Below are 22,362 nucleotides of genomic sequence, written 5' to 3'. Positions count from 1 at the left end.
CCTCAAAGGCTATTGAGCAGGGTCGAGAAGATGTCGCGGGCCACGGACATAACCCGAGCATTGGCCTGATAGGCCTGCTGATATTGGATCAACGCGGCCGCTTCGGTATCAAGATCGACGCCAGAAGCTTCGGAATAAGCAATCTGAGAAGATTCGTGCTGGGCTTGCGCGACTTCCAGCTTGGTCTGAACGCCGGCCAAGGCGCTACCCACCTCGGTTCGAATTCCGGCGAAAAGGGCGTCATACCCGCCTGCCCCGGTCGCGGAATCGTAGCTGCGCAGCGATGCCAAAGCGCTCAGTCCGCGCGCATCACCGGCACCACTGCTGGTGGCACCAATATCATACAGATCACCGGTTTGAACTGTCCCGGACAGGGTCAGACGGAATCCCGCAATTTCAACATCACCATTCGCATCCAGAAGACCACCGCCCAAGCGGTGCCCGGTTTCCTGATCACGCAGTTCCACTTCGCCTGTCCCCGCATTGAGCACTTCCAGCGTGACCGACCGGTCATCGGGTTCACCCCCGTTGCCCAACGTGATATTGCCACCGATTTCCAGATCGCCCGCCCCCGCGACGACGATCAGGTCCTCATAGGGCAGCTCGGTCAACCGCAGCCATTGCGCCGAAGCTGAGCTGCCATCTGTCGACAACTGAGTCCCAAGGTAATTGTCAGCCTGTCCTGTTAGTGTATCGTCGTAAACCGCGCCCGCCGCGAAACCATTGGCTTCGGTCATCAGCGACGCTGCCGCTGCTGCGCTCAGTGCTGGGCCTGCGATTTGCGTACCTTCACGGGTGAACACCATTATGTCCGATGCCCCGCCCCCGGTATCAAGGCTGGCCAGCGTCAATTCGGTGGCTCCGGCCGGCACCATGCCGACAACCCCGGCAGATACCAAGGTCGCAGAACTGCCATCAGAAGGCAGGATATCGGACAAGTTCGGTTGATTACTGGCCGTCAGCACTGCGGTCGAAACCGATAATTCTGCATCGCCGGTATTGGCGGCATCGGCCACCACGGTCACCCCACCCCCGGCCGCAATCTGATCCACATCGTCCAGCAAAAAGCGCATGTTCTGCGCCTGACCATGAGTGGCCTGAATATCGATCACATCACCTTCGATTGGAGTACCGGTCACGTCGATCACCATACCGTCCAACACGACCTGATTGGTGCCTGATCCCAACAACGTATTGCTGTCGTCATAGGCCATCCAAAGCCCGGCGGCATTATCCCGCACCAGCCGGATATCCCCGGTGGGCGGCGTTTCGCCTTCAACTTCTGACATGGTGACGATCGAGGTGCCGCGATTGGCCGGGGCGGGATCCGCATCCCAGCCATTGAGCGAAAACAACCGCTGCCCGGGGTCGCCGTTTTCATCGCGCGACGCCATATGTATCGCATTCATTTCTTCGGTCAGCGTCACCGCCCAATCGCTGAGATCGTCCAAAGTCGCGTTCACCGCGCTTAGCGCCCCGGACAACCCGTGCAATTGCCCCCCAGTGGCATAGCGGGTCAGGGTGTTTTCAGATGGGCTGCCAGCAGCAGCGGGGCGGACCACCAGCGCCAGATCACTGTTCATTGTCACCCGCGCCGCACCGTTGCTGTCCAGCAGAGTCGGTCCGCCGGGTGAATTTCCCAGCGTGATAGTGGCTTCCCCGGAATCTCCATAACTGACCTGTACTTCGACCAATTCGGACAAGTCCGTCAGCAGTTTGTCACGGCGGTCCAGCACCGAATTGTTGGCACCGGGCACCGCAGAGATACCAAGTTGTTGATGCAGGGTATGCATTTCGTTCAGGATACCATTGACCCGGTCGAGAACCTGACTGCCCTGACCCTGCAGATACTCGGCCAGATCGGTAATATCGTCGGCCATATCGGCAACCGAATTGGCCAGCGCCGCGCCAGAACTCAGCACGACACCGCGCAGGCCAGCATCGTCGGGCACCGCCGTCAAACCTTCCAACGCTTCAAAATAGCTATCCAGCATTTCGGTGACCCCACCCGCATCGGGCAGCATCCGGTTTTCCAACTGTTCCAGAGCCGGTTCCATTGTTTCGGCAGACGTAAGCGCCGAAGTCGTCTGACGAACCTGGCCGATCACCAGAGAATCGAAGGCCCGGCGCACATCCTCAATCATCACGCCATGACCATTCAACGAACTGAACAAAGGGTTTGCTGCGCTGCCGGACAATTCGCTGGTGATCACCTCGCGCCGCGAATACCCTTCGGTATTCGCGTTGGCGACGTTTTCACTGGTGGTGGTCAGTGCGACGCGACTGGCTACCATGCCGGATTTCGCGACGTTGAATAGATCGCTCATGTGTTATCGGCCTTGTGCTTCAAATACGGGGTGAACTGCCGCACGATGGCGTCGGCCATGCCCAGACTTGCCTGACTGCCGGCGTTTTCGGTCAAGGTCGTGTCGAGCATGCTTTGCATCTGATCGACGCCGCTGCTGCCCAGCAGATCGTCGCCCAAAGATGCCGCCCGGCCCGCCTTCATCATCTGCTGCAAGAACAACGCCTCGAAACCTTCGGCGGAATCGCGCATCCGCTGCATTTCATTGGCAGACTCGACGCTATTATTTCCATTAGTGTCCGGCGTCTTGATGGCCGGGAGTGCGGTGTTTGAAGTAAGCGGCCCCACCATGACGGGTACCTCCTTAGATGATGATCAGCTCCGCCCGCAACGATCCGGCCTTGTGAAGCGCTTCGAGGATCGCCACCAGGTCGGCGGGGCTTGCCCCGACCGCGTTGATGGCATCGACCAGCGAAGACAGCGACACGCCCGGATCGAAAACAAAGGCAGGATTGACGGCTTCGGCGACGTCTATCTGGGAATCGGGGGTGATAACGGGTTCGCCAGGGGCGACCACGACTTCTCCGTTCCCGGCCACGACTGTGGCCCCCTGATCGACGTTGAAATCTTCGTTAACCCGTACGGTCAGCGACCCGTGACTGACCGCCGACGGCGTCACCCGAACAGACCCGCCGATCACGACTGTACCGGTGCGCGCGTTCACGATCACCTGCGCCGGTGCAGCGGCCGGAACCACGTCGATGTTTTCCAACAGCCCCATGAAGGACACGCGCTGTGCCGGATCCGCCGGGGCACGCACCCTGACCGAAGTACCATCCAGCGCCACAGCCACGCCCTTGCCGAAAATTTCGTTGATTGCGTCGACCATCGCGGATGCCGTGCTGAAATCCCCACGGTGCAGGTTCAGCACCAGATATTCAGCGTCCAGAAACGGGGTTTCTACCATCCGTTCAATGGTCGCCCCGCCCGGGACCCGGCCCACGGTGGGCACATTGATTACCAATGATGATCCATCCTTGGCTTCGACCCCCAATCCCCCGACAACCAGATTGCCCTGCGCAATGGCATAAACTTCGCCATCTGCCCCCATCAGCGGTGTCATCAGAAGCGTGCCGCCTTTCAGCGATTTGGCCTTGCCGGCGGTGGACACGGTCACGTCAAGCACCTGACCCGGCTTGATGAAGGGCGGCATGTCCGCGGTCACCATGACCGCTGCGACATTCTTGGTATCCAAATCCGTAGGTTCGGTATCAAGACCCAGTCGAGAAATCAGCGATTGCATGGATTGCTGCGTCAGCCGCGATCCACCATCACCGGTTCCCGCCAGCCCCATCACCAAGCCATAGCCTACCAAAGCATTGCTGCGTACGCCTGCAACCGCGACCATGTCCTTGATCCGGTCCGCCTGCGCCATCGCGGCACCTGCGAAGATGCACAGCACCGTCATCAAAGCGCTGATCAGTTTCCATATTCTGGGATTGCGTGTCATCTTGTTCCCTCAACCGGTCAGAACGGTGAAACCGTATCGAGCCCGCGCCGCAGCCAACCCTTTTTGCCGGTATCGGCAACATCTCCGGCCCCGACATATTTGATTTCCGCATTGGCAAGACGGTCGGAATCCACCGTATTGTCGGCGGTGATATCGGCCTGACGCACGATACCGCGCAGGCGGACATATTCGTCACCATTGTTCAGCGTCAGCTTCTTTTGCCCCAACACTTCCAGATTTCCGCTGGGCAAAACCCGGACGACACTGACCGACATCCGTCCGGTCAACGAATTTGATTGAGTGGCGCGACCGCTGCCGTCAAAGGACCGGTCCGTACCCGCACTCAGGCTGGCATTGTCGAACCCACCCACCAGCGCGGTCGGCAGAGTAACCGAGAAACTGTCGGATTTCGAACTTGCAGCCCCCTGCGCCTTGCTGGCGGCGAATTTTTCCTTCAGCACCACGGTCAGGATGTCGCCGATCTGCGCAGCACGGCGGTCGGTCGCAAACAGCCCCATTTGACCGCCCGAGAAAATCGCGCCACTCGCCATCCGGCTGCTGGGCTGCTGCATCGGTTGTTCATAGACCGGTTCCCAATCCGCCGAAGAAACCGCTTCCATTTCCGTGCTACAGCCGGACACGGCCATCGCGACGGGAACGCTACACAAAACCAATACTTTATGAAATTTCATAGCTGTCTCTCCTTACAGCTTGTTGGACAGGAAGCGCAGCATTTCATCGGTGGCCGAGATCGATTTCGAGTTCACCTCATAGGCGCGCTGCGCTTCGATCATATCCACCAGTTCCTGCACCACATTCACATTGGATGCCTCAAGCGACCCCTGTACCAGCTTGCCGGTACCATCAGACATCGGCTCGGCCACAACGGCCGGGCCGCTGGCTTGGGTTTCGACAGAGAAGTTTTCCCCGACCGGGGTCAGCCCACGTGGGTTGATGAACCGCGCCAGCGTGAGCTGGCCGACTTCTTGCGCTTCGACATTTCCCGGCTGTTGCACACTGACGATGCCATCCTTGGAAATGTTAACCTCCATCGCATCGGCGGGAATGATGATCTCGGGCTGTACGGGATAGCCGCTGGAGGTGGTCATTAGGCCTTCGGCATTACGCCCGAAAGTGCCGTTGCGAGTATAACCCATCTGCCCGTCTGGCAGCAGCACCTGGAAAAAACCGTCCCCTTCGATCGCGATGTCCATCGCGTTGTCAGTGGGGATCAAATTGCCCTGCTGAAAGTTCTTTTCGGTATTCACCATCCGAACGCCGGTACCGACTTCCGACCCCGCCGTCAGCTTGGTCGTTTCCGAAGTCTGCGCGCCGGCAGGACGAAAGGTCTGATACAGAAGCGTTTCGAAATTCGCCCGGTCCCGCTTGAACCCGGTAGTGTTCACGTTGGCCAGATTGTTAGAGATCACCTGGATTCGTGATTGCTGGGCGTTCAGGCCTGTCTTGGCCACGTGCATTGCGCTGGTTGACATGGCAATCCTCCTTCGGGCGACTTTTCATGCTTTGTTACCCTTACAGGTGCAAAAGCCGTGCCAAGCAGGAATGTGATGATTTTAAAGGTTTATTCAGGCGACCGCAGCAGCCGCGCACCAGCTTCATCAAGTTCGCTGGCGGTGGAAACCATGCGAATGCCCAATTCGAAACTGCGCTGCATTTCGATGGAATTCACCAATTCTTCAACCGTGTTGACATTACTGCCTTCCAAAACGCCCTGAGACAGTTTTGCCAATTGGTTGGGGGCTGGCACTGTGCCGTCGACGGCCCGAATTTGGGCATCTTCGGATTTGAGCAGTTGTAACCCTTCGTCTGGAACGACGGTTGCCAATGTGGCAAGCAAAAGAGGTTCTTCTCCCGCTTCTGCATCGACCGGTTGCACCCAGACTTCACCGATATCGGTGATCTGGAGTTCCTTATAAAGCGGCAGTTTCACCGGTAACATGGCGGTATCGAGCAGAATATCGCCTGCCCCATTCACCAAAGTCCCATCAGCATTGCGGTGCATGTCGCCGCGCCGGGACAGTGCCGGATCGCCGACACCATCGGGCTGAACATAGAAATAGCCTTCACCAACGACCGCCATGTCCAGCGTGTTGCCGGTTTGCTGAAGGGGGCCGGAATCGGGGGAAAACCCCGCCGGCCCCGTTTCTGTCTGGTAGGCCCGAACCATGGCCGTATTCATCGCATTCGCAAAAAAGGCCTTACCTTCGTTGTTAAGGTCCCTGCGATAGCCCGGCACATTCTGGTTGGCCAGGTTCTGAGCTTGCGTGACGCGCTGATCCCTTTGATTGCTCAGGGCGTTCAGCGCCGTATAAATCATACGGTCCATGGTTTCAGCTTACTGTTTTGCGGATTAGCTCCGGATGTTCATGATCGTCTGGGTCACCGAATTCGAGGTTTCCAGCGCCTTGGCTGAAGCCTGATAATTCCGCTGCGCGGTGATCAGGTTCACCAATTCCGAAGTCAGGTCCACGTTGGACATTTCCAAAGACCCCGATTCAATCTTGCCCATGCCATTGGTCGCGGCCCGGCCCGAAATCGCATCGCCCGATTCAACGGTTTCTGCATAGCTGGCGTCGCCAAGCTGTCTTAGCCCCTGCACGTTCGAGAAGTTGACCACAGCCAATTGCCCCAAGGGAATCGAGCCCTGACCGGAATAAGATGCCCAAACGACACCGTCTTCAGCGATTTCCAGGCCGGAAAGGCCGCTCGGTCTTTCGCCATCATGCGCACTGCTCATCACCTCGAAGCTTTCATCGCTCATCCCGCTGTCGGTCATGTCCAAGTCGAACGACCAGCTGGTCGAGGAAAACGCCATGGATGAAATGGGGGTTGAAGGTGTGCCATACTCGTCGAAATTTATTTCCGATTCCGCAGTCGTCGCCGTGGTCAGAACTTCACCTCCCACAACCATACGTGTTTCATAGGTGGTGGATGGATCTGTCGCCGTCGGCGATTGGTTTTGAATAAAGTAAACATGCGCCGGCACCGCTTCGCCCTCGTCATTCCAGACATTCACTGCGGCGGACGCGGCAAAGGTGGTGTCGTCGGCGGGGTCAAAGGTATTCGTCGGTGGCACGGCATCTTGATTGCCAAAACCCGCATTACCAAAGGGCAGGTTCACAGCCAGATCAACGGCGGTTGTCGCACTTGGTTCGCCGTATTCCGACGGGATTTGAATGCTTTGCATGTCAATTTCGTTCGAAATGCTACCGTCGGCATTGCTTGGGTAGCCCTGTACGAAACTGCCCGCTGCATTCACCAGGTAATTATCGGCATTGACCCCAAAGGCACCCGCTCGGGTGTAGCTGAGATCACCATTTTCCGCGCCTTCACTGACCGCAAAGAAACCTTGCCCCCGCAACGCCAGATCGAGCGTGTTCGCTGTCTGGTTAACGGCGCCTTGCGTGAAGCTCTGACGAACGGAGTTCACCCGTACACCTGAACCGCTTTCAGTTCCCGAGTTCGCATAAGGTGAACGCGTGAACAGGTCGGAAAATTCCGTCCGACTGGCATGGAACCCATAAGTGCTGGTGTTGGCGATGTTATTTGACGTCGTGCTCAGGTCTGCCTGTGCAGCGTTCAGGCCCGACAATGCGATTGAACTGGTCATTTGCGTCCTCTTCGGTTGCGAACTTGTGAATGCCCGCGCTTAGCGCAAAGCGGTAATTTCCGAGCCCAAATAGGCCCCATAGTCTTGGATTTGCAGCGTCATGCCCCCAACAGAGGCATTGAGTTCAACGCTTTCGATCAAGGCGTATACTTGGGTTGATGCATCTTGCGTGCCATCTTCGGTTGTCGCCGATACATTTACCCGAATTCGACGTCCATCTGTGGGGGCATTATCCCAAGAAAAGTCAACATTTCCAGAATATTGATTGGTGACTGTATCGCTGTGCAAAATATCTCCGGTATCGGCGTCAGTATAAGTTACGACAACCGATTCAGCATCCTGTTCCAGGATGGCACGTCCTGCGACATTCCCGGTTTCATCGGCGCGCACCACCGACCCGTCGACCAACGCCCGCTGTCCCAGCATGCTCGAGGCTTCTGATATCTGTGAACTCGTCGCCATAGCCCCCATGGTCGCGTTCAGATCATCGATCCCGCGCACGGTCGACATTTGCGCCAACTGGCTCAGAAACTCGCCGTTCTCCATCGGTTGGAACGGATCTTGGTTTTGCAACTGCGTCGTCAGCAATGTCAGGAAATCCGAGCTGCCCATTGTGTCGGTGCTATTGGTCGCCGCAGAGCTGGCGTTCATATCCGTCAGGGTGCGAACACCGCTATAACCGCTGATACTCGTGTCGGTCATTGACCCATCCTCATTGTCTTGGCCATCAGGGTCCGCAGGGTAGAAACGACTTCCAGCGTATTTTGATATTGACGGCTGGCTTCCATCATCTCGACCATTTCTTCATCGGTATTAACGGCGGATTCGTAGATATAACCTTCGGAGTCAGCGAGAGGATGATCGGGTTGGAAACTGCGCGTGACTTCACGATCCAGCTTCACCACCTCGCTCACATTTACCGTGGACAATCCGGTCTGCTGCAACTGGTCGGAATATTCCGCTTCGAAAACCGGACGAATGGCGCGATAAGCATCGTCTTTGTTCGTGCTGACGGTGTTGGCGTTTGCAAGGTTACTGGCCACGGTATTCAATCTCAGCATCTGAGCCGACATCGCGCGGCCAGAAATGTCAAAAACGTTCATGGTCATGTTTTATTCTCCTCTCATCGCCTGCGTCAGGCCCCGGATTTTGGCATTGAGGAACTCCAGGCTGGATTGATACCGCACGGTGTTTTCGGCAAATTCCATCTGTTCAACCCCCATTTCAACGGTGTTGCCATCAAGCGAAGTGATCGTCGGCTGTCTGTATTGCAGTTGATCACCCGCATTTCCGCTGACCGGGATATGGCCGACGCTTGTGGTCTTCAGTTCCCCGCTGCCAATGGCCTGTTTCAAAGATGACTGAAAATCGATGTCACGGGCCTTGAAACCCGGTGTCGCGGCATTGGCGACATTCGAAGCAAGAATATTGTTGCGCTGTTCACGCAACTGCAACGCCTGGGTGTGAACGTTGAGGTGATCGCGGATCAGAGACATCTTTTGACCTCTTTTGCTTGCTTTTTTTCGGTGACGGGTCCGGTTGGTGCGATACTTGCAATTCCTGTTTCGTCCGACGGGCCGCCATTCACTGCGATCCATGCAAGGACAATGCCAACCGGGCGAAGCGAGGAAAAACGATGGTCAGGACAAAGAAGCGGGTACCTGCGGTCATTTCAAAAATCTTGAAGGCGCTCGATGACAAGCCGCCGCTAGAAGCCGCCAGCGTATTGCAGGCGGCCGCGGCTGAAGAAGACTCGGTTGAAAATCAAGTTCTGCTGTTGCAGGCGCGGATCAAACTTCTTCAGGACACGCAGAAACCCAAACGTTCTTCGCGCAAACGCAAGCCAAAACCGAAACCCGTGGTGGAAGAAATCATCGAGGTCGAACCGGAACCTGAACAGGATAATTCCGGCACGGTTACCGCTGTCGATCTGGACAATCTCGGCGCTCTGTTCGGAGCGGTCGAGCGCAGCGCCAACGTAACTGAAGAAACACCGCCCCCTGCTCCAACAAAGCCGACCGGGGCCGGGGCGGTGGATTTCGGTGAACTCAATGCGCTGATGTCTGATGATGATGACGATAAGGATGGCGATGCGACTGAATTGCCAGACCTGTCGGCCGTGAACGATTTGGCCGACACTAACGATTTGACCGACACTGAAGAAGATAAAGATCAGAGTGACGATGGCTCCGATCTATCGGCGCTGATGGCCGCGATGTCCGGGGACGGCACGGCAAGCGAAATGCAAGATACCGTTGCGCTTGAAGCAAATGCTGGCCCGGACGTGACCAACGACAACGCCCGATCGGCCCCGGCTTCCGCAGCGATCGAGATGCCGGACATGTCCGCGCTAAACGACTTGGGCAATGCAGATGAAGACGAAAGCGACGATGACCTGTCGGCACTGATGGCTGCGATGTCCGACACGCCAGAGGAACCGGAGGCAGACGAAACCGCGACCATTGCGGATGACTCCGATGACGATCTCACCGCCCTGATGGGTGCATTGCAGCAGGACAGTGCCCCTGAAACAAATGACGACACCGTCGCTGAGCTTGATCCGCCCGCCCCAACCATCCCCCCCGTTCCTGACGATCCGACCTCCGGTGCTGCGGAAATGCCCGATATGTCGGCCTTGAACGATTTGAACCATGAAGATCAGGACGAAAGCGGCGATGACCTGTCGGCACTGATGGCTGCGATGTCCGACACGCCAGAGGAACCGGAGGCAGACGAAACCGCGACCATTGCGGATGATTCCGATGACGATCTCACCGCCCTGATGGGTGCATTGCAGCAGGACAGCGTCCCTGAAACCAATGACGATACCGTCGCTGAACTTGATCTGCCCGCCCCAACCATCCCCCCCGTCCCTGACGATCCGGCCTCGGGTGCTGCGGAAATGCCCGATATGTCGGCCTTGATCGATGAAGATCAGGACGAAAGCGACGATGATCTGACAGCGCTGATGGCTGCGATGTCCGACGCGCCGGAGGAACCCAATACAGAAGAAACTGCCTCAGATGACACCGCTGATGACCTCGAGACCCTGATGGCCGCGATGCAAGACACCGGCGAACAGGGGCCCCATCACGCCGGATCGAACGCAAAGGCTGCCGCCGACGTTCCGGATGATCGGGGGGAAGAGCTTACCGTCGCTGATCTGGCCGAAGATATCGGTGCCCCGCCCGAACCACAAAGCCTTGATGCGCCAAACAACCCGAATGTAGAATTCGAACTGGAAACAGCCGGGGTGGAAGCAGCGCCTACTGTGGAACAGGCATCGGACGTAGACGTAAAAGAAGACGGCGTTTCAACCGACCTGGAAGTGACGCTGAACCATATAGAAGCGTCTGATACAGAAATCCCTGCGGATCAAACCGCGCATCTTGATGACAATGACGGGTATGCGGAGCAACCGGACGCCATCGATGACGACGCGGATGACCTGACGGCGTTGTTTGCAGCTCTGTCGGGCGGCGCCGTCGATCCTGATCTAGCGGCCGATGATGCGCCAGAATTGGAACCGTCCCCAACTGCGACCACCGAAGCCGACGCGATGGCCGCAATACACAATTCCGAACCGCTTGGTTCCGACGACGCCGATCACCCGGACGATCAATCGCTCTCCACGCAGGAACAAACAACGGTCGATTTGCAGGCCGCAGAGGATCATGCCCCTGCCCCGCAACAAGCGCCAACATCCTCCAACGACGATGATTTAGAAGCCTTCTCCGACATGTTGTCCCAACCGCACCCGCCCACAGAGAATGCAGCGCAAAACGCCCCCGATGATATCGCTGATGACAACGGACAACAGGAAATCATCGCTGGCGGGGCGGACGGCCTTACTGATTTGCGCGATGCGTTGCCGAATGAAGATGCACCAGAGGATATCTCCGGACTCGAAGACTCCACCAAGACACCTTACCGCTCAGAATCCGACACAGCGCAGCATGAAACTGCGTTCGAACCCGATACCGACGAACCTGATTATTCCGAATTCGAAGCACTGATGGGTGGTCTACCTGAAGCATCTTCGATGGCCCCGATCCGGTCAGAACCCGAATTGGATCCTGCGGCGGAACAGTTCGATTCACCCTCAGCCGTTGGCAGCCCCGAAGCTGGCGCCGAAGCGGCAGCACCGCACGACCCGGTCCCAGCGGCACCATTGCAAACGGAAACAGAAGAACCGGAGCAGCCCGCGTCTGAGGATATCGCGCCAGACTACTCCGAATTCGAAGCGCTTATGGGGGCAACAAATGCGGATAAGGTTTCAAGTGCGGAAAACAAGATGAAACCGCAATTACCTGAGTCCAATATTCAAGGTAGCCCTCGTGCGGAATTGCCCGACGATCTGGCACCGATGACGACAACCACAGAAGCCGCGCCGCTGACGCCCTCAACATCCGACCCTGTGGACAACCCTGAAGCTATCGATGACCCTGTATCACAGGCAGAACCAGCCCCCTTAGCGGAACCGACGAAAAAGGCCACTCTGGATGACCTCTATCAATTTTTTCCAAAGTGAGACCGTGTTGGGCCGTTTTGCTGAATCAGCTTTGGTATCCGCACAGTTCCGTGTTTTCGGTCCCGTGACCGTCGCACCATTGCTTGTACAGGCTGGCAGCCCGTTCTTGCGCCGCAATGCGCGTTTTGTCATCCAGTTTGCGCGCGACCACATCGCGCCAGGTATTGGCATGCGGTTGTTGCAACGCAGCGGCGATGGTGAACCAGACCAGCGCCAGTTCCGGATCCGCCGGATCGGTCAATTCCAGATAGACCCGGCCAAGCGACAGCATCGCCTCTTTGTGGCCGTCATTGATGCGTTGGCCCAGATCGTCACGCAAGCGCGTCTGCACCTTTTCCAACACTGCAGGCGGGGCCGAACGAGTCAGGTATTTGGTCAATACCTTGGCGCGTTTGATCCCGGAAAACCGGGCGCGCCAAGCCCAGTACAATGCCATTTCATCACTTTGCGGCACGCCGTCACCGCGTGCATACAAAACCGACAGGTTGAATTGGGCTTCGCCATTGCGGTCCTGCGCCAAGGTGCGGAACATCCTGACCGCCTGTGCCGACTGCCCGTCGCGCGCGGCCTGAACCGCTTCGGCAAAGGCATTGGGCTGCGCCGGTTGCGCGGCGGCGGTCAGGGCCACACCCAGAACCAGAATATGCGCCCGCTTCCAATTCATCTTCCTGCCATCATCACCAGTTGCAAATACATCACACGTTTGGGTAATTCGCCTGGACGATGTTCGTATACGACCACCTTAGAACGCTCTCCAGGGTCGGTTTCGACCGAAACCGTGATGTCATCAGGAAGGTGAACATGATAGTCGGTAAGCGTTTCCTTGGGGGCCAAGTAGAAGCTCTGACGGAAAACCTTGTCTATCCAGCACCGCGCCAAAGCACGGCCCAAAATGTCAGGCAGGAAACGCTCGACCTGAGACACGTTGGACAGATGGGTTTCCTGCCGCACAAGCTGGAAACCCTGACTTTCTTCATCATTGCGCGCATTCACCATGCGGTATTGGCCAAGGTTGCGCGTCAGAGATCGCACCTTTTTCGATGACATTCCATTATCCTTTCGGAAGCTCGACCTTAAGGTTCAGTAACTAAAACGTCGCTCGGCCCGTTCATCTTAGCCGTGAACCGCATAACCAATGAAATCCACCCGAAAGTTGAAAAAAGTGGCACGTATCTTGCTTATGTAAGACAGGACTTGACACGCAATGCGGGTATTGCCCAAGTTGTGGATAAATGGCGACATGTTTCGTTTTGAGAAGGTGAACAGGTTAGTTCCGCTGTGGAAACAATGAACCGAACACGAAAACGATGAAGGCGCTAAGGTATGGATAGGGAAAGTTTTTTGGCCGACACTCTGCACTATTTGACCAAAGTCCTAGAGACTGTTGCAGGTGAGGAAGAAGCTGAAGCCTTCTTTAGCACAGTGGGGTCTGATGTCGGGCACATCATATATAATCAGTACGCTTCACAACTAGAGAAAGAGTGCCCGAACGGCGAAATATTGCCGGATGTTCTGATCGATCTGGAAAAGCGCGTCGGCGGTGCCTTCAGGTTGATTGAAAAGGATGAAAACCGGATTGTTCTGGAAAACTCCGCCTGCCCTTTCGGCGAAAAAGTCCAAGGAACGCGGTCGGTCTGCATGATGACCTCAAATATTTTTGGTCACGTGACATCGAACTGCAAAGGATACGCTAAGGTTAATCTGGAAAAAACGATCGCACGCGGAGACGGCCTGTGTCGCGTCAGCGTTTCTTTTAACGACGATGCCACCCCGGGGCTCGAGTATTTTGCAGATGACTAAGATCGACACCCTGCAACAAGACGACAGTCTGGTGCGTTATGCCGACATCATCGCGCTGGATGTTTCGCCCTGCTATCTGCTGACGGAAGACGGCAAGGTGGTATTTTCCAACAGCGCCGCCGAACGCCTGTGTCCGACCGAAGACTTCCAGAAGGCATTGCATGCCTACGAGAACAACAGCGGGTTCCTCAAACGCTGCGCCAAATCCACCTCTCCCAAGATCGGTCGGATGGTTCTGAACGATGCCAACGGTATCCCGTTCGAAGTTCGCAGCCGGATGGCCCGCTTGCCCGCTCGAACAGCGATCCCACTTGTTCTGGCCCGGCTTGATCCCGGCGATGTCGAGGATCAGTTCCAGAAACTGCGCTCGGAAAGTTCGCAATTGCAGCGCGCGATCCGCGCCCGCAAACGCAGCGACAAGCGGTTTCGTCAATTCCTTAACAGTGCGGTCGACGGGATCGGTGCTATCGATGCGAACGGCTGTTTTACGATGGCAAATTCCGCCCTGTCGAAAATGCTGGGCAGCCCGAATTTGATCGGCCAGTCACTGTTTTGCAATGTCGATATGGGCGCGACATTGAAAAGCTTTGAAGAACCCGCCGATCCAGGTGGCTTTCTTCAAAAAATGTCCGGCATCCCAATCGAAGTATATGTCGAAAGCGTGTTGAAGGATCGCTATCCGGTCGAAGTCACCATCACGACGATCGAAGAAGAGCCCGGATCGCGGCAATTCGTGGTCGTGATGCGCGACATCGTCGCCCGTACCGAATACAAAGATGCCCTAGACAGATCGCAATATCTTGAAGCCGCCCGCGACATCGCGCGTGCCAATGAGCAATCAAAAACACAATTCCTTGCCACCGTCAGTCATGAAATGCGAACGCCGATGGGGGCAATTGCCACGGCGGTGGATTTGTTATTGCAGGACAAAGATCTGAAACCCGAACAACGCCAGTTGATGGAATTGATCCGCGGTTCTGCCGATACCGCTTTGGATCAAATCAATAACACCTTGGAACATGTGCGCATGGATATGCGACCGATCAAGGATCACCCGGTTTCGGTCTTTAACCCGCATCAAATGCTGAAAAAACTGGCCGAACAAAGCCGCGTCGCCGCCGCTTCCAAGGGATTGGAAGTCAAACTGGCGCTGGATTGCGATACCGATCAATATGTTTCAGGCTATCATCATCTGTTCCACAGGGTGGTGCAGAACCTGATGGGCAACGCTGTTAAATATACCGATTCAGGCAACATCACCTTGGCTGCACAATGCAAATCGGTACGTCGGGGCAGTCAAAAAATGCTGTCCATAGACATGAGTGTTTCCGACACCGGAAAAGGAATCGCTGCGGATGAGATCGACAGGCTGTTCGTACCGTTTGAAACCGGTTCATCCAATTACAGCAAGCTGGCACAAAGTGCCGGTCTGGGGTTGAGCATCGTCAAACGGGCGGTTGATGCAATGAACGGATCGATCCGGGTCAGTTCCACTCCGGGGGTCTGCACCGAATTCAAGGTATCGCTTTGCTTTGCGCTTGCCGATATCGACGCAAAGACCATTTCCACGAACACCGAAATGCGTGCACCGGATGCCCGGGGGGTGCGGTTCCTGGTGGTCGACGACAACCCACTGAATCGCGAATTAATGGTGAAGCTGTTGACAAGCGAAGGCTGTGTGTCGATTTGCGCTGAAAGCGGCGAAGCCGCGTTGCAGGCGATCCAAACGAATGAGGTGGACGCGGTATTGATGGATATCGGCCTGCCCGGAATTGACGGATTGGAAGCAACCCGCCGACTGCTGACGCTGCAAGGGCTGGATGAAATGCCTGTCTTCGGCCTGACCGGATTCAGCGACCCAGACATCCGCGAACGCGCGGAAATCGCCGGGATGAGCAAGGTTTATGTCAAACCATTGCGCCGCCACCAGCTTTATGAGGTGATCCACCGGGTGAACGGTACCAATCTGGAAATGGAAAACAACGCCGAACTGGCTGCCCCGGTCGATGTTCTGGATAGATCCGTATCACGGCAAATCGCCAAGATCGCCGGTGAAAACTGGTCCGTTTTTGTGCACCAGTTGCACAAGGAATGCCTGACCACACTGGCCCATATACGCAATGCGCTCGACGCATCTGCAGCGGATGATATGATCGCTATGGCACGCAAGGCCAGCACCACGGTCACCACCGTGGGCGCGGCGGCCCTGAACCAGAATTTCCTCGAAATCGAAGAACATGCCCAGACCGGTCGCTTGAAAGAAATGGCCACGTTACTGGATGGAACCGATCAACTTCTGGAAGAAACCCGGTTGGCACTTGCGTTGTTATGAGTATTTGAAAGGATAACGAGTATGGCGTTACCTATTCGCACCGCCGACCCAAGATTTTTCGTTGCGGCGGGATGTCTTGCCGTATCTCTGGCCTATGTTGGTGGCTTGTTTGTTTTCGCAAACCCGATCCGGGTATCACTTGCAGAGATTCAGAATGAAGCATGGGAAGAATCGCCCATAAGGCGTCGTCACTATGTAACTTTTCCGATCGGAGTGACGACCAACGCGCCCCGGTTCGGGCTGACACTGCATATCGAAATCGGACTCGCTCTCAGCGACGGTGTTTCGAAGTCGCTCGAAAGCATGATCATCGAGGATACGTCTCTGGTTATGCCCGCGCTTACTGAAGCGATCCGTTTGCTGCTGGAAGATCCCGACATTGGTGATCTTCACAGGTTCCAAGCCGAATTGCCTGACTACGTCAAAGACTCTCTGAACAAGGTTCTGGCAACCGATGCTTTGCCGGACCCCGTAATTGAAGTGCTGATCCTGAAACTGATTACAACGAATTAAATTCAGTTTCAGCGAATTGGCAGGAAACTTGCAGCGGTACCATCAGATCAGACAAAAGGAGCTGACATGCTGGAACACCGCTTCAATCGCTTTTTCCCCGACACCGATGCCCAAGCTGGCGATCTAGCCATCGAAGTCGTCCATTTCGACATTGATGACCGCCCGGTCAAACGGCATTTTTTGTCTCTGGATTATCTGCTGTCGCCGTTGAAATCGGCGAAAAGTAACCGCAAGGGTTTGCAGGGCTGAACGTCAGCCCGCTTTGGTGATCCGGACCCAGACCCACAAGCGAAAGAAAAAGGCCAAAGAGCCAAGAAACATGCCGCCGACCGCAAGGGCCAGCGGTGCCGGCATCATGCTGGCTACGATTTGTGCGGCTTCTGGCTGCATTCCGATCAGAGCGATCAACGCAAACCCCATGGCCAGAAATGCCCGGAGCCATTGGCAGCGTTGGCAAGTGGCTGTCGACTTCATTTGATGACCCCTTTCCTGTGCGAATATGCCAGACGAACACGACGATCGGATTCTCGCCGTGCCTTAAGCTGCTGGCGTTCCAGTTGGATTTCACCGGCAGCCAAACCAAGCCGGGCGACCGCATCTTTCAATGCACCAACATACCGTTCGTCGGATGGGTTCATATCAGGCATACCACCGATCACCGCCAATGCCTTGCTTCGTAAAATGTGATCAAGCCGGCGGAATTCCGTCAGATTGCCATCGCGGGCGGCTCTTTCGAATTCCTGCATCAGATCTTCGAATTCCTGCAAACAGAAAACGCTGGGATCATCATTCATCGGTTCGATGCTCATCCCGCATGCCTTCCGATCTCGGGACCGATTTCGGTCCAGGCATCGAGAATGCCCGAAATCGCATCGGCCGCCTGATCAATTTGCGCACCTTCTTCCCGGCGGAACGCCGACAAGACGTTCTGGCGACAGTATTCATAAAGTTCAAACAGGCTGACGGCGATATCGCCACCTTGTTCGAAATCCAGGCTGGATTGCAGAAGATAGATCGCGCGCAGTGATTTATTGACGTGATCCTGAGGATATCCGGTACCGGTTTCCTCGGCGGCTTTAAGCACGTTCAAGGACTGTTCCAGTTCGCGCAAGATCACGCGAATGATCTGATATGGATCATCAGGAACAGTCATGCCCGAATTGCCGGTTTGGCGATATTTGGAGCGTGCAAGAGCAAATGTCATCGGGCGGGTTCCTCTGGAAACATTATACCGTTTGTTACTAAGTAAAACGGCACGCCCCCCCATTGACTTTAGTTTTTTTCCGGCTCAAGTCCCCGATTTTACCCAAAGAGGAACATGTTTCTGAACTTCAGTCAGCGGGCCGCCATGCAGGTGTCGCGGTGCAAGACCAACATCGGCCCGAAAGCCCGGTACGGTACCATAGTTTGGGCTGTCCCCCCGTCCGCTCGAACGATACCCCTGTCGGTCAGGACCGCGACCTGACATCGTTCGGCCAGGTCGCCGGTACAGCGACCATGACGCCCTTTGCAGTTTTCGCGTCGCGGTCAGCAGGGCCAGTCGAAGAACAGCCGAACCAAACCAAAGGCCAAATCCGAAATGCTGTTTGACGAAGCGGATCATGCCGCGTCGGCCAGACGATCCACGGCAACCACCATACCGACTTCGCCCCCCGACAGCAGGGCAAGCCCCATCATGTTGCGAATACCAATCAACGGGCCTTGAAGCGGGCGCAGCAGCACCAGTTGTTGGCCCAGCATCTCGTCGACGGGCACCGCGATGCGATGGTCATCGCTGCGCAGCACGACATACAGCTTTGCAGAGCAACTGCCATCCCCATTTGCCGCAGTCAGATTGGACAGGTTTTCGATCGGGCCACTCAACGGTCGGATCGGGGCCAGTTCACCAGTATCGGTGCGCAACATGGCGCTGTTCTTCGACGCGGCAACCGGCAACAAAGCATCCGATGCGCCCAGCTGAATACGTTCGATCGCGTTGACCGGCACGACATAGCAGACGTCTCCGACGCGCACGACCATCCCTTCCAGCAGCGCCATATGAACCGGCAGCGACAGATGGAACCGCATTCCGCCGGACGGCATCTGCACCGGGCGGAATTCACCGCCTTCGCGCACCGCCACCTGATGCAGTTCCTGCAATACATCATGGTCCAGATCGGTCTTTCCGTCATCTTCCAACAACACGGAAACCCGGTTATCTGCACGCGACAAAGAAAGGTGGAACTGCGCCGGACCGTTTTCACCGCCCAGACGACTGCGGATCACCTTTTTCAGCAACTTGCCCAACGCGTCCAGCATAGCCTGATCAAGAACGACATTTTCGCCGTTATGCGACATACGGGCTTCCTTGCCTTCCTGACGCGACCGGGTTTCGACAAAGGCAGCCAGCGTACGCAGCAAGATACCTGCGGGACGTTCCCGAAGCTTGGCGGTTTCTTCCTGCAACCGACCCATCTGAGCGTTCAACTGAGTTTCAGCTTCGGCGGCGCGGGCGACTTTATGGGTATAAGTTTCGATAATGTCACGCATCGCATTATACGTATCCGGTTCCAGCGCCGGTCCCTTGTCCGGTTCCACCCGGCGCAGGACATGATCGAGGCTTTGCACCAAATCTGTCGAAGACAGGTCTTCCAGAATGTGATGCACCATTGCCTGACCGGCAGAAATTTCTCCGATCGCTTCCATCAACGGCAGGCTGATCGAAGGTCCAGAAGCATTGATTTCCGAACTGGGTTCGTCGTCGTCCTGATCGTCGTCTTCGTCGGTTTCGTAATCGGGTTCCAGCACGATTTCGACAAACAGATTGCTGGCCGTCGGATCCATCGCGGTCATTGCGCCGACAATGGCGTCATGCTCCAACTCTGTTGCAAGCAGGAAATCGAACAGCGTCTTGTCACCTTCGAACACCGTAACATTGGTGATCATCTGGGCATTGCCTTCGCCGATCCATTCCAGGAACTTTTCGGCCAAAGCTTCATCTTCATTCAGATCGGCACGGACAACATAGAATTTCTTGTGATCCACCAATGCGGCATGAGCGGCACGCACGCTGTCGGGTGATAGTACCCGGTGAAATTCCTCCGGTAGACCCAGTTTGCGTTCGATCGTCCTGGCCGAAACAACGCCACCCTGTTGGAAAGAAATATTGGTGGCTTCTTCGAACAGATCATCGATTTTCGACAGATCTGGATCGTCACCCTGATCCAAAGCGTCATAGACCAGCTCAATGGTTTCCAGGAACCCGCGCGCCATATGCAACATCAGCGCATCAGCGACGGAATTTGTTTCATTCACCCGGGCAAAAAGATCAACCAGTGCCATCGTCAGGCTGGCGGCGGTTTCCATCCTGTAATGATGGCAGGCGTGGAAAACCAACCGCATGTGGTGGTTGAAGCTTGCGAACCAATCATCACCTTCACCATCCAGCGACACCCGCTCCATCATGTTGCGCAATGCGCCCAGCGTGTCGAATATCTGATCGGTAGCCCAAAGCTGTACCAGATGCGACGGACGGACCAAAAGATCGCCCGAAACGCTGTTTTCGATCGGCATCACCTGTTCGTAGCCAATCAGTTCCTCATAAAAGGACAGCTGTGCAATCCGGGCTGCCTTGACGGTTTCGGCCTTGGCGATGCGGCGCACTGCATCTTCGGCACGGACCAGTCCAAAGGCCTCTACCTTGGTAACGACTTCATCGGCCAGTTCGCTCAGTTTGGCCTGCGCAGCCGCGACATCGTCATCCAACCGCAGAACCGCTTCGGCGATCCCACTGTAATAGGGTTCCAGTTGACGGAACAGATCGTCGGCTTCGTCGCTGCCCGATCTGGGCTGCGCAATCGCACCGCCTTTCTGCAACGCATCGACATTGGCCAGAAAGCCGTCGATGCCTTCCTTCAGGGCTGCATCATCGGACAATTTACCGGCATTGGATTCGAATACCTGCAGCAAGGTAATCCAGTCGACAAAACCCATCTGCTGAGCAGCATGCAGCAACCCGCCAACATGTTTGGCAACATCGTTACGGCGTTGTTCGACGCTATCGCTCGATTTTCGGATAGTCTTCAGCTTCTTGACCAATTCTTCGGTCATATCGGCATAGATTTTTCGATAGGTCGGATCATCGGCCAGAGTTTTCGGCTGATCCCCTGCCCCGCTATCTGTCTCGACCTGGGCAACTGGTTCGGGGGCAGGTTCCGGTGCAGGTGCCGGTTCGGCAATCGCGACCGGCTCAGGAGCGGGTTCAATCGCTGGAACTGCCGCTGCGGGCGTTTCGCCATTGCGCAACGCTTCGATATTGGCCAGCAAACCGTTTATCCCGTCGTTCAACCCAGCGGCGTCTGCCAGCTTCCCGGCTTCGTTTTCATAGGTTTCTAGCACGACGATCCAGTCGTCGAACCCCATCTGCCGCGCCGCATGAAGCAGGCCACCAACCTGTTTGACCACATTGTCGCGGCGACTTTCGACATCATCGTCGGAGTCGCGGATAGCATTCAGCCGCGCAACCAGATCATCGGCCATATCGGCATAGATTTTCTGATAGGTCGGATCATCGGCCAGCGATTTCGGGCTTGCCGGTTCATCCACAGTTTCAGCGACCGGTTCAGGCGCGGCGTCCGCAGCCTGTGCTGGTTCCGAAACCGCAGCAGCCGGCGCACCGCCGCCATTCTGCAAAACTTCGATCATGCCAAGGAATGCGCTCAACCCGGCAGCCAGCTCGGCTTCATCACTCAACGCAGGGCAATCGAATGCAAAATCTTCCAACACTGCGACCCAGTCGGAAAATCCCATTTGCTGGGCTGCGTGCAACAGGCCATCGGCTTGTTTCTCTGCATCTTTGCGTCTGTCTTCGAAAGCATCATCCGAGCGCAGGATCACATTCAGCTTTTCGACCATGGCTTCGGTCATTTCAGCGTAGATCTTGCGATAGGTCGGATCGTCCGCAAGCGATTGCAACGGTGGACCATCGTCAACTTTTACCGAAGATTCCACCGGGACTGGAGCTGCCTCTCCGTGCATAACCGGGCGTTCGGATTCGGCTTCTTCCATATCGGCTTCGGCAGCGGCTTTTTTGGCGGCCAGTGCGTCAGCGTCGAGATCTTCGTCAAATTGCCAGAAATCGTCTTCTTCATCGCCGCCATTGGCAGTCCCGTCACCGTCATCATCCGACATTTCGTCAAACAACGCTGACATGTCCATACCGCCGATGACGGGGGCGGCTGCGGCCGGGACCTTTTCGGCATCAAGAATGGGCACCTCTGCCTCGGGCGCTGCCTCAGCGGTCTGTTCCTCGGTCTCGGGCTGGCTTGCTTCCGGGGCGTCGGGATCGCATTTTGCAATCATGTCCTTGAGCTGACGCAGCAGATCTTCGGACGGTTCAGGATCGACATCGGCACGCGTTGCGGCAACGTCATCCAGCATGATGCGCAATGTGTCTCCGGTCAGAAACAGCAGGTCTAGAATTTCGGGCGTCAAGGATACGCCGGAATCTCGGACCAAACCAATCAGATCTTCGGCCAGATGTGCCCTGCTTTCGACCACCGACAGGCCCAGAACACGGGAATTCCCCTTGAACGTATGAACCGCGCGGAACAGGGCTGAAATATGCGGGACCTGGTCCTCGGTCCCGTCATCGGTCAAAGCGTCAAGCGCGGCTTCCATCGCGTCCAGGGACTGAGAGCCGTCATCGGCAAAGAGTTCCCAGATTTCATCCATTTCGTCCGACATGGTTCACCTGTTCTTA

Annotated in this window: 21 protein-coding genes; 5 read left to right on the top strand and 16 right to left on the bottom strand. The window is 56.1% G+C overall.

Going from position 1 to position 22,362, the window contains the following annotated elements; translation table 11 throughout:
- Positions 1–2 precede the first annotated feature (2 nt).
- The 10 genes from TG4357_RS18140 to flgB form a co-directional block, all read right to left on the bottom strand.
- On the bottom strand, positions 3–2,327 hold the full coding sequence (locus tag TG4357_RS18140; protein ID WP_058264326.1) for a FlgK family flagellar hook-associated protein: 2,325 nt from the start codon (positions 2,325–2,327) through the stop codon (positions 3–5).
- Positions 2,324–2,656, bottom strand: coding sequence for a rod-binding protein (locus TG4357_RS18135; protein ID WP_074646927.1), 333 nt, complete (start codon positions 2,654–2,656; stop codon positions 2,324–2,326). The genes TG4357_RS18140 and TG4357_RS18135 overlap by 4 nt, the downstream gene beginning before the upstream one ends.
- Positions 2,657–2,669: 13 nt before the next feature.
- The gene (locus tag TG4357_RS18130; protein ID WP_058264470.1) at positions 2,670–3,773 is read right to left on the bottom strand and encodes a flagellar basal body P-ring protein FlgI; all 1,104 of its coding nucleotides are present in this window, start codon (positions 3,771–3,773) and stop codon (positions 2,670–2,672) included.
- Positions 3,774–3,832: 59 nt separating this feature from the next.
- A complete protein-coding gene (locus TG4357_RS18125) occupies positions 3,833–4,507 on the bottom strand; it encodes a flagellar basal body L-ring protein FlgH (RefSeq protein WP_058264324.1) in 675 nt (224 codons plus the stop codon).
- A 12-nt stretch (positions 4,508–4,519) separates the two neighbouring features.
- Positions 4,520–5,308 (bottom strand): flagellar basal-body rod protein FlgG, encoded by a 789-nt coding sequence (gene flgG, locus TG4357_RS18120; RefSeq protein ID WP_058264323.1) that lies wholly within the window; start codon positions 5,306–5,308, stop codon positions 4,520–4,522.
- Positions 5,309–5,397: 89 nt separating this feature from the next.
- A complete protein-coding gene (locus tag TG4357_RS18115) occupies positions 5,398–6,162 on the bottom strand; it encodes a flagellar hook-basal body complex protein (protein ID WP_058264322.1) in 765 nt (254 codons plus the stop codon).
- Between the two features lie 24 nt (positions 6,163–6,186).
- Positions 6,187–7,446, bottom strand: a complete 1,260-nt coding sequence (locus TG4357_RS18110; protein ID WP_058264321.1) for a flagellar hook protein FlgE — start codon at positions 7,444–7,446, stop codon at positions 6,187–6,189.
- A 39-nt stretch (positions 7,447–7,485) separates the two neighbouring features.
- The gene (locus TG4357_RS18105; protein WP_058264320.1) at positions 7,486–8,148 is read right to left on the bottom strand and encodes a flagellar hook assembly protein FlgD; all 663 of its coding nucleotides are present in this window, start codon (positions 8,146–8,148) and stop codon (positions 7,486–7,488) included.
- Entirely contained in the window at positions 8,145–8,555 is a 411-nt protein-coding gene (flgC, locus tag TG4357_RS18100; protein ID WP_425329303.1) for a flagellar basal body rod protein FlgC, read from the bottom strand. The genes TG4357_RS18105 and flgC overlap by 4 nt, the downstream gene beginning before the upstream one ends.
- A 3-nt stretch (positions 8,556–8,558) precedes the next feature.
- Positions 8,559–8,942 (bottom strand): flagellar basal body rod protein FlgB, encoded by a 384-nt coding sequence (gene flgB, locus TG4357_RS18095; protein ID WP_058264319.1) that lies wholly within the window; start codon positions 8,940–8,942, stop codon positions 8,559–8,561.
- A gap of 140 nt (positions 8,943–9,082) precedes the next feature.
- On the opposite strand from flgB, the gene TG4357_RS18090 reads away from it, so the two are divergent.
- Positions 9,083–11,977 carry a hypothetical protein gene (locus TG4357_RS18090; RefSeq protein WP_058264318.1) on the top strand — a complete coding sequence of 965 codons (2,895 nt, stop codon included), beginning with the start codon at positions 9,083–9,085 and terminating at the stop codon, positions 11,975–11,977.
- A 25-nt stretch (positions 11,978–12,002) separates the two neighbouring features.
- On the opposite strand, the gene TG4357_RS18085 is transcribed toward TG4357_RS18090, so the two are convergent.
- Both TG4357_RS18085 and TG4357_RS18080 read right to left on the bottom strand, forming a co-directional pair.
- Entirely contained in the window at positions 12,003–12,641 is a 639-nt protein-coding gene (locus tag TG4357_RS18085) for a tetratricopeptide repeat protein (protein ID WP_058264317.1), read from the bottom strand.
- Positions 12,638–13,024 (bottom strand): hypothetical protein, encoded by a 387-nt coding sequence (locus TG4357_RS18080; protein ID WP_058264316.1) that lies wholly within the window; start codon positions 13,022–13,024, stop codon positions 12,638–12,640. The genes TG4357_RS18085 and TG4357_RS18080 overlap by 4 nt, the downstream gene beginning before the upstream one ends.
- Before the next feature lie 294 nt (positions 13,025–13,318).
- Between TG4357_RS18080 and TG4357_RS18075 the strand changes: the two genes are divergently transcribed.
- The 4 genes from TG4357_RS18075 (at position 13,319) to TG4357_RS18060 (ending at position 16,871) form a co-directional block, all read left to right on the top strand.
- Entirely contained in the window at positions 13,319–13,777 is a 459-nt protein-coding gene (locus TG4357_RS18075; RefSeq protein WP_139193625.1) for a methanogen output domain 1-containing protein, read from the top strand.
- On the top strand, positions 13,770–16,109 hold the full coding sequence (locus TG4357_RS18070) for a response regulator (protein WP_058264314.1): 2,340 nt from the start codon (positions 13,770–13,772) through the stop codon (positions 16,107–16,109). Before TG4357_RS18075 ends, TG4357_RS18070 begins: the two co-directional genes overlap by 8 nt.
- A 21-nt stretch (positions 16,110–16,130) precedes the next feature.
- Complete coding sequence (locus TG4357_RS18065) at positions 16,131–16,622, top strand: hypothetical protein (RefSeq protein WP_058264313.1); 492 nt, start codon at positions 16,131–16,133, stop codon at positions 16,620–16,622.
- Positions 16,623–16,688: 66 nt separating this feature from the next.
- Positions 16,689–16,871 carry a hypothetical protein gene (locus tag TG4357_RS18060; protein WP_058264312.1) on the top strand — a complete coding sequence of 61 codons (183 nt, stop codon included), beginning with the start codon at positions 16,689–16,691 and terminating at the stop codon, positions 16,869–16,871.
- A 3-nt stretch (positions 16,872–16,874) separates the two neighbouring features.
- On the opposite strand, the gene TG4357_RS18055 is transcribed toward TG4357_RS18060, so the two are convergent.
- The 4 genes from TG4357_RS18055 to TG4357_RS18040 form a co-directional block, all read right to left on the bottom strand.
- On the bottom strand, positions 16,875–17,096 hold the full coding sequence (locus tag TG4357_RS18055; protein ID WP_058264311.1) for a hypothetical protein: 222 nt from the start codon (positions 17,094–17,096) through the stop codon (positions 16,875–16,877).
- Positions 17,093–17,431, bottom strand: a complete 339-nt coding sequence (locus TG4357_RS18050; protein WP_058264310.1) for a hypothetical protein — start codon at positions 17,429–17,431, stop codon at positions 17,093–17,095. The genes TG4357_RS18055 and TG4357_RS18050 overlap by 4 nt, the downstream gene beginning before the upstream one ends.
- Positions 17,428–17,826, bottom strand: a complete 399-nt coding sequence (locus TG4357_RS18045; protein ID WP_058264309.1) for a flagellar export chaperone FliS — start codon at positions 17,824–17,826, stop codon at positions 17,428–17,430. The genes TG4357_RS18050 and TG4357_RS18045 overlap by 4 nt, the downstream gene beginning before the upstream one ends.
- A gap of 395 nt (positions 17,827–18,221) precedes the next feature.
- Entirely contained in the window at positions 18,222–22,346 is a 4,125-nt protein-coding gene (locus TG4357_RS18040; protein WP_058264308.1) for an Hpt domain-containing protein, read from the bottom strand.
- Positions 22,347–22,362: the final 16 nt, after the last annotated feature.

Origin of the sequence: Thalassovita gelatinovora (assembly GCF_001458355.1) — a bacterium.
GTDB classification, from domain to species: Bacteria; Pseudomonadota; Alphaproteobacteria; order Rhodobacterales; family Rhodobacteraceae; genus Thalassobius; species Thalassobius gelatinovorus.
This window is presented reverse-complemented; position numbering and strand designations above follow the sequence as displayed.

Excerpts from the sequence above, each read along its gene's own strand:
- TG4357_RS18140 (WP_058264326.1), bottom strand. The coding sequence starts at position 2,327 with ATGAGCGATCTATTCAACGTCGCGAAATCCGGCATGGTAGCCAGTCGC.
- TG4357_RS18135 (WP_074646927.1), bottom strand. The coding sequence starts at position 2,656 with ATGGTGGGGCCGCTTACTTCAAACACCGCACTCCCGGCCATCAAGACG.
- TG4357_RS18130 (WP_058264470.1), bottom strand. The coding sequence starts at position 3,773 with ATGACGGTGCTGTGCATCTTCGCAGGTGCCGCGATGGCGCAGGCGGAC.
- TG4357_RS18125 (WP_058264324.1), bottom strand. The coding sequence starts at position 4,507 with ATGAAATTTCATAAAGTATTGGTTTTGTGTAGCGTTCCCGTCGCGATG.
- flgG (WP_058264323.1), bottom strand. The coding sequence starts at position 5,308 with ATGTCAACCAGCGCAATGCACGTGGCCAAGACAGGCCTGAACGCCCAG.
- TG4357_RS18115 (WP_058264322.1), bottom strand. The coding sequence starts at position 6,162 with ATGGACCGTATGATTTATACGGCGCTGAACGCCCTGAGCAATCAAAGG.
- TG4357_RS18110 (WP_058264321.1), bottom strand. The coding sequence starts at position 7,446 with ATGACCAGTTCAATCGCATTGTCGGGCCTGAACGCTGCACAGGCAGAC.
- TG4357_RS18105 (WP_058264320.1), bottom strand. The coding sequence starts at position 8,148 with ATGACCGACACGAGTATCAGCGGTTATAGCGGTGTTCGCACCCTGACG.
- flgC (WP_425329303.1), bottom strand. The coding sequence starts at position 8,555 with ATGACCATGAACGTTTTTGACATTTCTGGCCGCGCGATGTCGGCTCAG.
- flgB (WP_058264319.1), bottom strand. The coding sequence starts at position 8,942 with ATGTCTCTGATCCGCGATCACCTCAACGTTCACACCCAGGCGTTGCAG.
- TG4357_RS18090 (WP_058264318.1), top strand. The coding sequence starts at position 9,083 with ATGGTCAGGACAAAGAAGCGGGTACCTGCGGTCATTTCAAAAATCTTG.
- TG4357_RS18085 (WP_058264317.1), bottom strand. The coding sequence starts at position 12,641 with ATGAATTGGAAGCGGGCGCATATTCTGGTTCTGGGTGTGGCCCTGACC.
- TG4357_RS18080 (WP_058264316.1), bottom strand. The coding sequence starts at position 13,024 with ATGTCATCGAAAAAGGTGCGATCTCTGACGCGCAACCTTGGCCAATAC.
- TG4357_RS18070 (WP_058264314.1), top strand. The coding sequence starts at position 13,770 with ATGACTAAGATCGACACCCTGCAACAAGACGACAGTCTGGTGCGTTAT.
- TG4357_RS18065 (WP_058264313.1), top strand. The coding sequence starts at position 16,131 with ATGGCGTTACCTATTCGCACCGCCGACCCAAGATTTTTCGTTGCGGCG.
- TG4357_RS18060 (WP_058264312.1), top strand. The coding sequence starts at position 16,689 with ATGCTGGAACACCGCTTCAATCGCTTTTTCCCCGACACCGATGCCCAA.
- TG4357_RS18055 (WP_058264311.1), bottom strand. The coding sequence starts at position 17,096 with ATGAAGTCGACAGCCACTTGCCAACGCTGCCAATGGCTCCGGGCATTT.
- TG4357_RS18050 (WP_058264310.1), bottom strand. The coding sequence starts at position 17,431 with ATGAGCATCGAACCGATGAATGATGATCCCAGCGTTTTCTGTTTGCAG.
- TG4357_RS18045 (WP_058264309.1), bottom strand. The coding sequence starts at position 17,826 with ATGACATTTGCTCTTGCACGCTCCAAATATCGCCAAACCGGCAATTCG.
- TG4357_RS18040 (WP_058264308.1), bottom strand. The coding sequence starts at position 22,346 with ATGTCGGACGAAATGGATGAAATCTGGGAACTCTTTGCCGATGACGGC.